A 13,452-nucleotide genomic window follows, 5' to 3' on the forward strand; every position below is an offset into this window, starting at 1 on the left:
CCCTGGGGGCTCCCCCGCTGACAGTCTGACCGTGAGCAGACCCCGCCGCTGCGGGCATGTGGACAACCCGAGACTGTGGAAAACCTCAGCCCCGCCCCGACCCCACCCGCCGGGTCCGCTCCACCGCCCCCGCGTCCACGCAGACCCGATCCCGCCCCGTCCGCTTGGCCTCATACAACTGCGCATCCGCCCCGGCCAGCAGCTCCGCCTGCGAACTCCCCGGCATGGCCGCATCCGCCCCGATGCTCACCGTCACCGGCAGCTCCCCGGTCACCGGCCCCCACGGATGCCCGGCGATCCCGGCTCGCACCCGGTCCAGATACCCCGCCACCTGCTCCCCGTCCATCCCACCGACCACGAGCAGGAATTCCTCCCCGCCCAGCCGAGCCGCGAACCCCCCGACCGGCGCCGCGTCGATCAGCAACCGGGCCACCTCGATCAGCACCCGGTCACCCACCTCGTGCGTGCACTGGTCGTTGACCCGCTTGAAGTGGTCGAGGTCGAGCAGCGCCGCCCACAGCGGCGCCCCGGTCCGCGCGGCCTGCTCGATCATCCCGGGCAGTTGCTCGTCCACGTAGCGCCGGTTGCGCAGCCCGGTGAGCGGGTCCCGGCGGGCCTGCTCGCGGAACTGTTCGGCCTCTTCCCGCGCCTCGTTGACCTCGAACAGCGCCTGCCGGCTGCGCGCCTGCGCCTCCCGGGCCGCGGAGATCACTTCCTTCTCGGCCGTGTGGAAGCGTTTGTGCTCGGCGAACGCATTGGCGAAGTCGCCGGCCGCGGCGTACAGCTCGGCCTGTTCCTGCATCACCCGGACCAGGATCTCGCCGTGCCCGTGCGCCTCGCACTGGTCCCGGCAGGTGTTCAGGGTGTCCTGGGCGTTCGGCAGGTCGCCCTGCATCCGCCGGGTGGTGGCCAGGGTGAGCAGGAACTCGGGCAGCGAGTCGGCCTCCTGCGGCCCGTCCGGGTATCCGCTGATCGCGACCAGGATGGTCTGTTCGGCGTCGTCGTAGTGACCGAGGGCGATCTGCACGCTGGCGACCGTGTCGAGGTCGTTCGGGTCGAGCCGGTGATTGTTGGCGGCGGCGGTGGCCCGCATCCGCCGCACCACGTCCCAGGCCCGTTCCGGTTCGCCGGCCAGCGATTCGGCATACGCGTGGTTGTTCAGCACCAGCATCCGGTCGCGGATGTCGGTGCTGTGTCTCGCCAGCTCCTCAGCCTGCCGGTAGCGTTCCCGGGCCGCCTCGATCGAGCCGGTCTCGGTGAGCGCGTCGGCGTACTTGACCACGTACGGCAGCCGGCGGCGGGGCGGGACGGTGTCCTCGAGCGCCTCGACCGCGGCGACCGCGTGTTCCAGCAGCGCGGCCACGTCACCCAGGTTGCGGTAGGTCCGGCCGAGCAGCAGGTGACTGCGGGCGATCAGGTAGCGGTTACCCCGGGCGTGCGCCCACTCGTTGATCAGCCACATCGCCTCGGCGGCGGCTTTCAGCTCACCGGAGCGTTCGGCCGCGTCGGCCTGGATCAGCCGGGCCCGCATCTGGGAGACCGCGTCCCCGTCGGCGGCGGCGTCCTGCTCGATCTCGACGGCGCGGGCCGAACGCCCGGCCGGGTCACGGCCGACCCAGTCCTCCAGGTCGTCGAGTTCCGCCGCCCGGGCCACGAACGCGGCCGGGACAGCGGCACTATCTGCTGCCGTCCGCATCAGGGCCGTTCCGGTCATGCCCGACCATCGGCATGGATCCGCGGCGTCGTAGCTTTCCGGCGGGCATCCGATCATCGTGCGCCCATCGGGCACAGCGGGCAAGGAGGTCGTCACGAGTCGTTAAAACCTATAAACCCTATAGGCAATGTATATTGATCGGGATTGTTACGCCGCGGACACGCTACGTAAGGGATCTCGATGATAAATCCGCTCGTTAACCGCCGCACCCTGCTCGGGGGACTTCTCGGAGTGACCGCGCTCGGCCTGACCGGATGTGCCGGCGACGACGCCGCCGCCGCGAGCCTGAGCGCCTCCGACCCGCTGCCGACGACCGTCGACCCGGCCACCGCACTGGTCATCTCGATCCACACCACGCAGGTCGCGCTGCAGGCCTCCGGAGAGATCGGCAAGCTGCCGTTCACGGTCAAGGACTGGCCGAACATCGCGGCCGGCCCCGACGTGATCACGGCGTTCCGGGCGCACTCGGTGGACCTGGCCAACAACGCCGGGATCCCGCCGATCCAGGCCGCCGCGATCGGCGTGGACGCCAAGATCGTCGCGGTGCAGACCGTGCAGAAGCCGCAGTACACGTACGTCACGGCGCCGGGCAACCCGGTCGCGGGGCTGACCGACCTGCGGGGCAAGAAGATCGGCTTCTCGCAGGGCCAGGCGCAGGGTGTGGTGGTGCTGCGCACCCTCAAGGAGCAGGGCCTGACCCCGAAGGACGTGCAGCTGATCGCGCTGCCGAGCACCAAGTTCCTGGTCGCGTTGCAGAGCGGGCAGATCGACGTCGCACCGCTCGCCGAGCCGTCGATCACCAAATACCTTCTCGAGTACGGCAAGGACGGCGCCATCCAGTTCCCGATGACCGCTGTCGACTATCTGGGCGTGCTCTGGGCGCCGGGCGAGGTGCTCGCCGACGCGGGCAAGGTCGCCGCGATCCGGTCGTTCATCCCGTTCTGGGCCAAGGACCAGGTCTGGCGCTGGGAGAACAAGGAGAAATGGCTGGACGCCTACTACGTCAAGGACCAGCAGGTCTCCCCCGCGGACGCCGAGCGGATCGGCACCACGCTGCAGAAACCGTTCTTCCCGCGGAGCTGGGACAAGGCCGTCGCGTGGGAGAAGGAGTCCGCCGACCTGCTCGTCGAGGGCGGCTTCATCAAGCCGATCGACCCGGAGAAGCTCTTCGACCGGCGCTTCCAGTCCCTCGCCGCGGACGCGGTACCCGCCGAGTACCAGGAGTGACCATGGCCACCGAGACGTTCTCCGTCGCCACCCGGCCCCGATCCCCGGTTCCGGCCGTCCGCCGGGCGCGACGCCGCCTGGGTCCGGGCAGACCTGTTCCGTACGGAAGATTGCTCGGTCCCGCCCTCCTCCTCGCGCTGTGGGCGGCGGCCTCCGCGAGCGGTCTGCTCGATCCTCGCAAGCTCTCCGCGCCGTGGGCGGTGGCCCGGACCACCGCGGACATGATCTCCACAGGTGTCCTGCAGGAGCACGTGCTCACGTCGCTGACCAGGGCCACCGCCGGTTTCCTGATCGGCATCACGGCCGGCCTCGCGCTCGCGGTGATCGCCGGGATCAGCCGGATCGGCGAGGCGCTGATCGACGGCCCCATGAAGATCAAGCTGGCCATCCCGACCATCGGCCTGATCCCGCTGCTCATCCTCTGGCTCGGCATCGGTGAACTCTTCAAGATCGTGATCATCGCGGTGGCCGTGGCGGTGTACATGTACATCCAGGTCCACGCGGGGCTGGTCGGCATCGACAAGCGTTACGTCGAGCTGGCCGAGGTGCAGGGCTACCGCCGGAGCGAGTTCCTGCGGCACGTCGTCCTGCCCGGTGTGCTCCCGCAGTTCTTCGTCGGCCTGCGCCTCTCGCTCACCGCGTCCTGGCTGGTCCTGATCACGGTCGAGCAGATCAACGCGCTGAGCGGGGTCGGCTACATGATGGAGCAGGCCCAGCAGTATGCACAGACCGACGTGATCCTGGTCGGCCTGGCCGTCTACGGCATCTTCGGTTTCCTGTCCGACGCGCTGGTGCGCGTGACCGAGCGGAGGGTGCTGTCATGGCGACGGACACTGGCGAGCTGACCGGCGTACGGATCGAGAAGCTGACCCGGCGCTTCGGCGACCACGTGGTCCTCGACCGGGTCGACCTGCAGATCGCGCCCGGCGAGTTCGTCGCACTGCTCGGACGAAGCGGTTCCGGCAAGAGCACGCTGCTGCGCGCCCTCGCCGGTCTCGACTACGACGTGGCCGGCGACGGCGAATTGCGGATCCCGGACCGGGTGTCGGTGGTCTTCCAGGACTCCCGGCTGCTGCCCTGGCGCCGGGTGCTGGACAACGTCATCCTCGGCCTGCGCGCGCCGAACCCCCGCGAGCGCGGCGCCGAAGCCCTGGCCGAGGTGGGTCTCGCCGGGCGGGAACGCGCCTGGCCCACCGAGCTCTCCGGCGGCGAGCAGCAGCGGGTGGCGCTGGCCCGGTCCCTGGTCGGCGAGCCGGAGCTGCTGCTGGCCGACGAGCCGTTCGGTGCGCTGGACGCGCTCACCCGGATCCGGATGCACGGCCTGCTGCGCGCGCTCTGCAAACGGCACCAGCCGGCGGTGCTGCTGGTCACCCACGACGTGGACGAGGCGGTGCAGCTGGCCGACCGGATCGTGGTGCTGGACGGCGGCCGCATCGCCGTCGACATCCGCCCCGGCCTGCCCGACTCCCGCGCACCCCGTGACCCGGGGTTCCAGGAGGTCCGTGAACTGCTACTGCGAGCCCTGGGAGTCACCTCATGACCCGCCAACTGCACCTGAACGCGTTCCTGATGACGGTCGGGCACCACGAGGCGGCCTGGCGGCTGCCGGAGAGCGACCCGTTCGCCCACCTGGACGTCCAGCACTACGTCCGGCTGGCCCGGATCGCCGAGCGCGGCAAGCTCGACTCGCTCTTCCTGGCCGACAGCCCGGTGCTGTGGAACAGCGTCGGCCACCGCCCGTCCGGCGGCCTGGAGCCGACCGTGCTGCTCACCGCGCTGGCCGGGGCCACCGAGCGGATCGGCCTGATCGCCACCGCGTCGACAAGCTACAACGAGCCGTACAACCTGGCACGGCGGTTCGCCTCGCTGGACCACGTCAGCGGCGGCCGGGCCGGCTGGAACGTGGTCACCACGGCCGGGCCGGACGCGGCGCGCAACTTCAACCTGGACGACCAGCCGGCACACCGCGACCGGTACGCGCGGGCCGCCGAGTTCGTCGACGTGTCCCGCAAGCTCTGGGACAGCTGGGAGGACGACGCCGCGCTCGGCGACAAGGCGAACGGCGTCTGGGGCGACGACACGAAGATCCACCCGGCCGGGCACACCGGCGAGTACTTCCAGGTGGCCGGCGCGCTGAACGTGCCGCGGTCCCCACAGGGTCACCCGCTGCTGGTCCAGGCCGGCTCCTCGGAGGACGGCAAGGCGCTCGCCGCGAGGTACGCCGACGCGGTCTTCACCGCCCAGCAGACCCTCGAGGACGCCCAGGCCTTCTACGCCGACCTCAAGCGCCGCGCCCTGGCCGAGGGCCGTGACCCGGACACCGTCAAGATCCTGCCCGGGATCGTGCCGGCGATCGGCTCCACCCAGGCCGAGGCCCTGGCACTGGAGGAGGAGCTGGAGCAGCTGATCAAGCCGGAGTACGCGCTGCGCCAGCTGGCGCAGACGCTCAAGCTGGACCCGTCCGCGCTGCACCTGGACCGGGAGTTGCCCGACGACCTGCCGGACGAGGACGAGATCGAGGCGGCCAAGAGCCGGTACACGCTGATCGTCGAGCTGGCCCGGCGGGAGCGGCTGACCGTACGGCAGCTGATCGGGCGGCTCGGTGGCGGGCGCGGGCACCGCACCTTCGCCGGCACTCCGGAGCAGGTCGCCGACGCGATCCAGCACTGGTTCGACAACGGCGCCGCGGACGGGTTCAACATCATGGCCCCGGTGCTGCCGTCCGGTCTGGAGGTCTTCGTCGACCAGGTGGTCCCGATCCTGCAGCGGCGTGGGCTGTTCCGCACCGAGTACACCACCCGCACCCTGCGCGACCACTACGGCCTGCCCCGCCCGGCCGGCGTCCTGAAAAGCAGCGTGTGACAAGCAGTGTGTGAAGTTTCGGCGCGCTCCGCACCGAAACTTCACACACTTCCCCTTCCCGGGGTCGTTAGCTAAGCTAAGAATCCCGGGAAAGAGGAGCGCGCTTGCCCACCGCCCCACGCCGCGCCCCGAGCGCGGGCATTCACCCCGACCCGTCGAAGAGCTGGCTGCGGCGCGCCTGGCCGCTGCTGCGGGCGCACCGGCTCATGTTGATCACCTCGCTGGCGCTGTCCTTCGTCGGGCTGATCGTGCAGGTGCAGATCCCCAACCTGATCCGGATCGGGATCGACCGGTCGCTCGTCGCGCACACCGAGCCGCTGGCCAAGTACGTCTGGCTGATCGCCACGCTGGCCCTGGTCCAGGGCGTGATCAACTACCTGGCCCGGCTCTACCTGCTGCGCACCGCGTACGAGCTGGAGTACGACCTGCGCAACGTCGTCTTCGGTCACCTGATGCGGATGTCGTACGGCTTCTACGACCGGGTCCAGTCCGGCGAGCTGATGTCCCGGGCCACCTCGGACATCCGGGCCGTCCAGATGTACCTCACGTTCGGCCCGTCGATCCTGGTCCAGTGCATGATCGCGGTGATCGCGTTCGGATTGATGGTCTCGATCAACCCGATCCTGGCGGTGGTCGCGATGGCCACCATGCCGGCCATCGCGGTGCTCGGCGTACGGATGCGCAAGGCGATCTTCCCGGTCTCCTGGCTGATCCAGTCCCGGCTCGCCGGGGTGGCCACCGTCGTCGACGAGAACATCCAGGGTGTACGGATCGTCAAGGCGTTCGCCGGCGAGCAGGGGCAGGTCGACACCCTGGCCGGGGCGGCCGACCGGGTGCGCTGGGCGTACACCGCGGACGCGAGGCTGCGCAGCCGGTGGATCCCGGTGATGGACAACCTGCCCCGGATCGGCCTGGCCCTGGTCCTGCTGGTCGGCGGCCTGATGGTGCTGCGCGGGCAGGCGACGGTGGGCACCGTGGTGGCGTTCAACTCCTACGTGCTGATGCTGCAGCCGCCGTTCCGGATGCTCGGCATGATCATCATGATGGGCCAGCGGGCCGCCGCGTCCTCCCAGCGCATCTACGAAATCCTCGACACAAAAGCCGATATAACCGATAAATCGGAAATAGCGACACCGTCACCCCGCGGCGAGCTCCACCTCCGAAATGTCCATTTCGCTTACCCGGACGGCACCACCGCGCTGGACGGCCTGAACCTGCACATCCACCCCGGCGAAACGATCGCCCTGGTCGGCGCGACCGGCGCGGGAAAATCCACCATCGGCCGCCTCGCCGCCCGCTTCTACGACGTGATCGAAGGGCAGATCCTGCTCGACGGCGTCGACGTCCGCGACTACCCCCTGGCCACCCTGCGCGACCGGGTCGGCATCGTCCCCGACGAGCCGTTCCTGTTCTCGGTCTCGCTGCACGAGAACATCGCGTTCGGCCGCCCGGAGGCCACCCGCGCCCAGGTCGAGGCCGCGGCGCTGGCGGCCGGCGCCGACGCGTTCATCCGCGACCTCCCCGACGGCTACGACACGGTCGTCGGCGAGCGCGGCTACACGCTCTCCGGCGGTCAGCGGCAGCGGGTCGCGATCGCCCGGGCGCTGCTGGTCAACCCGCCGGTGCTGATCCTCGACGACGCGACCAGCGCCGTCGACGTCCGGGTCGAGCACGAGATCCACGAGTCGCTGCGCACGCTGATGACCGGCCGCACCACGATCGTGGTGGCACACCGGCTGGCCACCATCGGCCTGGCCGACCGGGTCGTCCTGATCGACGGCGGCCGGGTGGTCGCGGACGGCACGCACGCCGACCTGTTGATCAAAGAAAAAAGATATGCAGAGGTGCTGGCTGCTACCGAGGAGACCGTCGCGTGAGCATGTTCGGCGGAGGGTTCGGCGGGCACGGCGGCGCGATCCCCGGTGGCCTCAGCGGTACGAGCCGCAAGGGCGGGCAGAGCGGCACCCCGTTCGCCGGCATCCCGCCCGAGCTGGCCGCCGGGGTGGACCGTCTGGAGGCCACCGAGCCCGAGCACCCGAAGCCGCACGAGCCGTTCCGGCAGCAGCCCGACCATCGCCCGCTCACCCTCTGGTCGATGCTGGCCAACCGGCCCGCGTTCCTGGTCTCGGCGGCCGTCGCGGTCCTGGTCGAGGCGCTGCTGCTGCAGGCCGGTCCGCTGCTCGTGCAGGTCGGCATCGACCACGGCATCGTGGCCCGGGACGTGCCGGTGCTCGTCGGCGCGTCGATCGCGTTCCTGGTCGCGGTCGGGCTCACCGCGGTGGCGTCCGGGGTGCGGATCCGGCAGAGCGGGCGGCTCGCCGCGTACGCCACCCGGGACCTGCGAGTCCGGATCTTCAGTCACCTGCAGCGGCTCAGCCTGGACTTCTACACCAAGGAGAAGGCCGGGGTCACGATGACCCGGATGACCTCCGACGTCGAGGCGCTGCAGCAGCTGCTGCAGGAGGGGTTCGCGCAGTTCCTGATCCAGGGGCTGACCATGGTGGTGGTCACCGCGGTGCTGGTGCACTACAACGTGGAGCTGGCCGCGATCACGTTGCTGCTCGTGGTGCCCCCGCTGGCGGCGCTGTCGATCTGGTTCCGGAAGGCCGCCGACCACGGGTACAACCGGCAGCGGGACGCCATCGCGGCACTCTTCTCGCACCTGTCCGAGAGCCTCTACGGCGTCCGCGTGATCACGGCGCACAACCAGCAGCACCGCAGTGTGGTCGGCCATCGTGAGGTGGTCGGCGGGTACCGCGACGCCAACGATCACACCGGCCGGATCAACGCCGTCTACGGCCCCGGCAGCTCGGTGATCGGGTTGCTCGGGCTGGCCGCGCTGCTGCTGATCGGCGGGCGGATGGTGCTGCGCGACGAGCTGACCATCGGCGAGCTGACCGCGTTCGTCCTCTACCTGAACGCGTTCTTCCAGCCGGTCCAGCAACTCGTCCAGTTGTACACCAACTACCAGCAGGCCAGGGCCGCGCTGGGCAAGCTCCGCGGCCTGCTCACGACGGCTCCGGGCGTACCGGAAAAGGTTTCTGCCATCGCACTGCCGCCGGCGAGCGGCGGCATCGAGTTGCGCGAGGTTTCTTTCGGGTACGACAGTGAGCGTCCGGTCCTGCGCGACGTCAGCCTGCGGATCTCGCCCGGCGAGACGATCGCGTGTGTCGGCCCGACCGGCGCCGGCAAGTCGACGCTGGCCAAGCTGGTCGCCCGGCTCTACGACCCGGACCGGGGCACGGTGCTGATCGACGGTCACGACCTGCGCGACGTCACCCTGGACTCGCTGCACCGGCAGGTCGGCGTGGTGCCGCAGGAGCCGTTCCTGTTCGCCGGGACGCTGCGGGACAACATCGCCTTCGCCCGCCCGGACGCGTCGGAGGCCGAGATCGGCGCGGCGGTCGACGCGGTCGGCCTGCGTGAACTGGTGGACCGCTCCCCCGGCGGCCTCGACACGGTCCTGCACGAGCGCGGCCAGTCGGTGTCGTCCGGCGAACGGCAACTGATCGCGCTGGCCCGGGTGTTCGTCGCGGCGCCCCGGGTGGTGGTCCTGGACGAGGCGACGTCGAGTCTGGACCTGCGGTCCGAGCTGCGGGTGGAGGCCGCGGTGCAGCGGCTGCTCGACGGGCGGACCGCGATCCTGGTCGCGCACCGGCTGTCCACCGCGCGGCGCGCCGACCGGGTGATCGTGGTCGACGACGGCGGCATCATCGAGTCGGGCAGCCACGAAGAGTTGGTCGCGGCGGGCGGGCGGTATGCGGCGATGTACGCGACGTGGGAGTCGCACGCCGCCCGGTCATAGCGTTGCCAGCAGCTCGTGGATCGCGGTCAGCAGATCGCCGGAGCGTTCGAAGTGGGCGGTCACGGTGATCGCGGCGCGGCGCTCCGGGTCGATCACCACGAACTGGCCGTAGGCGCCGTCCATCCGGAACGTGCCGTCGCCGCCGAGCCACACGCCCAGGCCGTAACCGTCGCTGAACTGCGGGCCCCAGGCCGCGACCGGTGCCGTGCTGACCTTCTCCGCCGCGATCCGCCGCACGTAGTCGGCCGGGACGACCTGCCGCCCCTGCCACTCCCCGCCCTGCAGGATGAGCTGGGCGAATCGGGCCAGCTCCCCGGTGCGCAGGAACAGCTCACTGTCCGCGAACGGAAACCCCAGCGGGCAGGTGTGCCAGGCCGGATGGTGCACACCGAGGGGGCGGAAAAGGCGGGGCTCGAGGTAGGCGCGCAGGTCCGCGCCGCTGGTGCGCGCGATGACCCGACCTATCGCGTACGGGCCGGAGCCGACATACCGGAAGCGCTCCCCCGGCACGGCCTCCAGGGGTGCCGCCACGAACTCGCGCAACAGGTCGGCGGGGTCGACCCGCTCGTACGACGACCAGTGGTGACTGCTCCCGCTGGTCATCGTGAGCAGGTGCCGCAGCGTGACCCGCTCGAACCCGTCCGCGGCGACCGGGCGCAGCTCCGGGAAGTGGTCGAGGAACAGGTCGTCGAGGCTGAGCAGACCCTCGGCCTCGGCCAGCCCGGCCGCCACCGACGTGAACGTCTTCGCCACCGAGTACAGGTTGACCCGGTCGTCGGACCGGAACCGATGACTCACCGGCTCGTGCCCCTCCCGGTGCACGTGGATGCCGTAGGTGCCGAGCCCCCGCTCCCGATCGGCGCGCACGAAGTCAGCGAGAAGATCATCAGCCACCGCCGGAGCCTAGACCCGACCGCAACCGCCGGCGCACCTGACAGCGACCACCAGCCGCAAGGTGCGCGGTCAGCTCGCGGGCCGCGGCTGGCTCTCAGAGGTGCCTCCGGCACCCTGAGACACCCCTCGGGACCAGCCGGGACCTCGGTGGGGTCAGCGGGCCGGGACCAGGAAGGCGAAGACGCGGACGCCGACCGGGCCGTTCGGCAGCGGGGCGCCGGCCGCGGCGGTGACCTTCATGCCGGCCTCCCACGGCTCGCCGTCCAGGAAGACCTCGTTGGTCAGCAGCCGGCCGTCCTGGTGAACGGTGAAGAACCGCAGCGCGTGCACGGCCTGGCTCAGCGGCACACCCTCCAGCGCGGTCAGCAGCTGATCGAACAGTTCCTCGGCGGACGGCACCGCCTCGGTGGCGAACAGGTCCACCTGCGCGCCGAGCAGCACCTCGAACCCGCCGCTGGGGTGCGCGAACCGCTCCACATGCACGTTCTCCCCGGCCACGTCCCGGTCCAGCAGCGCGGCGATCATCGGGTACGCCACCGCCCGCTCGAACATCGCCAGGCTCTGGAAGATCGCTTCCCGCCAGGTCGGCGCGACACCGGCGCAGCTCTCCACCATCCACGGCCGGGCCAGCGCCGGATGGTTCACCGCGAAGTTCACCTGCGCGACGACCAGGTCGGGCGTCGGCCGCGGGTGCGGCGCCAGGGTCGCCTGGAACTCGGCGTCACCCAGCCGGAGGTCGTCACCGAGCGGCACGCCGTAGGCCGCCATCCAACGCGCGAAGATCGATGCGGGCGAGGGCACCCCGCCGCTGCCGGTGCCGAGCGGCGGCAACGGCTCGTCGAGGGTGATCGCCCCGAGCACGAGATCGGTCAGCGTGGCGCCGTCGCGCAGGGCCTGGCTGACCGCGGCGACCTCGTGGCTGTACCCGGCGACCCTGGCGATCTCCTGCTCCCCGACGAGCTGCGCACAGCGCTCGCAGGCCGTATAGACCGGATCGTCGGCGAAGCGCCGGGTGGTCGCGCCGTCGACGAAGTTCTCGTCCACCCGCACCCCGTCGAGCACGCGGCGCCCGAAAGCGAGGGGCAGGAAGGCCAGCAGCCGCTCCGCCAGCCACGGCTCCACACCACCGCTGAGCAGCCTGTTCCGGACCTCGTCCCCGGACGGCGGCGTCGCGCCCTCACAGAACGCGATGACACCGACCACAACCGCCTCGTCGAACATCGCGTGAGCGTACCGTCCAGCCGATCTCCCGCAAGCCCCCGCAAATCCCAAGATCAAACACCGCCCGGCCGGCGGGCGTGGCCGAGCGCGTGCGCCATGATCGGGCGTCGTGACGGTGGCGTCCACCGGCGCCGATGCGCCAGGCTGCGACCATGACCGCTTCCGCGTTGCGCGCCCTCCTCGCCTCCGACCGGGTCACCCACGTGCCCGGCGTCTACGACCCGGTGACAGCGGCGCTCGCGGTGGCCGCCGGGCACCGGGCCGTGTACCTGTCCGGCGCCGCCCTCTCGGCCACCATGCTGGGCCGCCCCGACCTCGGCTTCGTGCACGCCACCCAGATCGCCGACCGGGCGTCGACGCTGGCCCCGGCGCTGCAGGGGATCCCGCTGCTGGCCGACGCGGACACCGGATACGGCAACCCACTGCACGCGGTGTGGACCGGGCTGGCGTACAGCCGGGCCGGCATCTCCGGGCTGCACCTGGAGGACCAGGTCAGCCCGGAACGTCGTGGGCGCCTGGCCGGCAAGGAGGTCGTCGCCACCGGCTCGGCGGCCGCCACGATCCAGGCGCTGGCCGATCAGGTCCCGCAACTCGCGGTGATCGCCAGGACGGACGCGTACGCCGTGAACGGGCTCGCCGACACCATCGAGCGCTGCCGGGCCTACGCCGGGGCGGGTGCCGACGCGGTCCTCCCGGAGGGTGTCGTGGAGCTTGCCGAGCTCGAGGAGCTCCATCGGGCGCTCCCCGGCGTACCCCTGGTGGTCAATCGCAGCGAAGCCGCACCGCACCAGCCCACCTTGACCGACGCGGACCTCGCCGCCGTCGGCGTCCGGCTGGTCCTGCACCCGGTGGCCGCCCTGCTCGCCGCGATGCGGGCCGCGTCGGTCACCTACCGCGCGATCGCCGAGAGCGGTGACGCCACCTCGGTCGAACGGATGCCGTGGGCGGCGTTCACCGCCCTGGTCGGCCAGGACGAGGCGCTCGACCCGGACGCCCGCTACGTCCCCAGGGGGTTGCAGACGTGAACCGGATCCTGGTCGCCGGCCCGGCGGCATCGGCGGACCTGGCGCACCTGGCGCACCGGGACTAGCTTTCGGGAGTGGACGTGGAGTTGGAGGCGTGGGATGCCTGGCATCCGCGGTTCGTGGCGGACCGGCTGACCGGTCTCGAGTTGCCCTGGTGCGTCGCCGGCGGCTGGGCCATCGACCTCTTCCTCGGCGCCGAGACCAGGGTGCACGACGACCTGGAGATAGCCGTGCCGGCGGACCGCTTCGAGGACATCGCGGCCCGCTTCCCCGACCACGAGTTCTTCGCCGTGGGCGCGGGCACGGTCACCCCGGCGAACCCGGAGAGCCTGCTCGCCACCCATCAGACCTGGGCGCGGGAGCCGGCGACCGGCAAGTGGCGCTTCGACGTCTTCCGGGAGCCGCACGACGGCGTCGTCTGGGTCTGCCGCCGGGATCCGGCGATCCGTCTGCCCTACACCGAGGTCATCGCGCACACGCCGGACGCCGTGCCCTACCTGGTGCCGGAGATCGTCCTGCTCTTCAAGGCCAAGGGACCACGGCCGAAGGACGAGGCGGATCTCCGCGCCGTCCTCCCGCACCTGTCCGCGAGCCGCCGCGACTGGCTGATCAACGCCCTGGACCGGGTCCACCCCGGTCACCCCTGGCAGCCACTCCTCCGCACCTGACCCACACTCCACGCAACGGCCACGACCGGGATCGCG

General features: G+C 71.1%; 11 protein-coding genes. 8 read left to right on the top strand and 3 right to left on the bottom strand.

Annotation, left to right across the window (positions count from 1 at the left end; genetic code table 11):
- Window positions 1–85 precede the first annotated feature (85 nt).
- The gene (locus ADL15_RS14475; protein WP_067689870.1) at window positions 86–1,714 is read right to left on the bottom strand and encodes a sensor domain-containing diguanylate cyclase; all 1,629 of its coding nucleotides are present in this window, start codon (window positions 1,712–1,714) and stop codon (window positions 86–88) included.
- 180 nt (window positions 1,715–1,894) lie between these two features.
- Here ADL15_RS14475 and ADL15_RS14480 point away from each other — a divergent pair, with 180 nt between their 5' ends.
- From ADL15_RS14480 to ADL15_RS14505, 6 genes are all read left to right on the top strand, one after another.
- Window positions 1,895–2,941 (top strand): ABC transporter substrate-binding protein, encoded by a 1,047-nt coding sequence (locus tag ADL15_RS14480; RefSeq protein ID WP_067689872.1) that lies wholly within the window; start codon window positions 1,895–1,897, stop codon window positions 2,939–2,941.
- A gap of 2 nt (window positions 2,942–2,943) precedes the next feature.
- Entirely contained in the window at window positions 2,944–3,786 is an 843-nt protein-coding gene (locus ADL15_RS14485; protein ID WP_067689874.1) for an ABC transporter permease, read from the top strand.
- Window positions 3,762–4,481 (top strand): ABC transporter ATP-binding protein, encoded by a 720-nt coding sequence (locus ADL15_RS14490; protein WP_067689876.1) that lies wholly within the window; start codon window positions 3,762–3,764, stop codon window positions 4,479–4,481. The genes ADL15_RS14485 and ADL15_RS14490 overlap by 25 nt, the downstream gene beginning before the upstream one ends.
- Complete coding sequence (locus ADL15_RS14495) at window positions 4,478–5,803, top strand: LLM class flavin-dependent oxidoreductase (RefSeq protein WP_067689879.1); 1,326 nt, start codon at window positions 4,478–4,480, stop codon at window positions 5,801–5,803. Before ADL15_RS14490 ends, ADL15_RS14495 begins: the two co-directional genes overlap by 4 nt.
- A 104-nt stretch (window positions 5,804–5,907) precedes the next feature.
- Complete coding sequence (locus tag ADL15_RS14500; RefSeq protein WP_067689883.1) at window positions 5,908–7,680, top strand: ABC transporter ATP-binding protein; 1,773 nt, start codon at window positions 5,908–5,910, stop codon at window positions 7,678–7,680.
- Window positions 7,681–7,682: 2 nt separating this feature from the next.
- Window positions 7,683–9,608 (top strand): ABC transporter ATP-binding protein, encoded by a 1,926-nt coding sequence (locus tag ADL15_RS14505; RefSeq protein ID WP_232344104.1) that lies wholly within the window; start codon window positions 7,683–7,685, stop codon window positions 9,606–9,608.
- Here the strand turns inward: ADL15_RS14505 and ADL15_RS14510 are convergent.
- Together ADL15_RS14510 and ADL15_RS14515 are read right to left on the bottom strand one after the other, a co-directional pair.
- Complete coding sequence (locus ADL15_RS14510) at window positions 9,603–10,502, bottom strand: serine hydrolase domain-containing protein (protein WP_067689888.1); 900 nt, start codon at window positions 10,500–10,502, stop codon at window positions 9,603–9,605. The two genes, ADL15_RS14505 and ADL15_RS14510, sit on opposite strands and share 6 nt — an antisense overlap.
- Window positions 10,503–10,655: 153 nt before the next feature.
- Window positions 10,656–11,723 (bottom strand): DUF6348 family protein, encoded by a 1,068-nt coding sequence (locus ADL15_RS14515; RefSeq protein ID WP_067689891.1) that lies wholly within the window; start codon window positions 11,721–11,723, stop codon window positions 10,656–10,658.
- Window positions 11,724–11,875: 152 nt separating this feature from the next.
- Here ADL15_RS14515 and ADL15_RS14520 point away from each other — a divergent pair, with 152 nt between their 5' ends.
- Complete coding sequence (locus ADL15_RS14520) at window positions 11,876–12,748, top strand: isocitrate lyase/PEP mutase family protein (RefSeq protein WP_067690213.1); 873 nt, start codon at window positions 11,876–11,878, stop codon at window positions 12,746–12,748.
- Window positions 12,749–12,822: 74 nt separating this feature from the next.
- Window positions 12,823–13,416: a nucleotidyltransferase domain-containing protein gene (locus tag ADL15_RS14525; RefSeq protein ID WP_067689895.1), complete on the top strand. Its 594-nt coding sequence runs from the start codon at window positions 12,823–12,825 to the stop codon at window positions 13,414–13,416.
- Window positions 13,417–13,452 lie beyond the last annotated feature (36 nt).

Origin of the sequence: Actinoplanes awajinensis subsp. mycoplanecinus (genome assembly GCF_001509495.1) — a bacterium.
GTDB classification, from domain to species: domain Bacteria; phylum Actinomycetota; class Actinomycetes; order Mycobacteriales; family Micromonosporaceae; genus Actinoplanes; species Actinoplanes palleronii.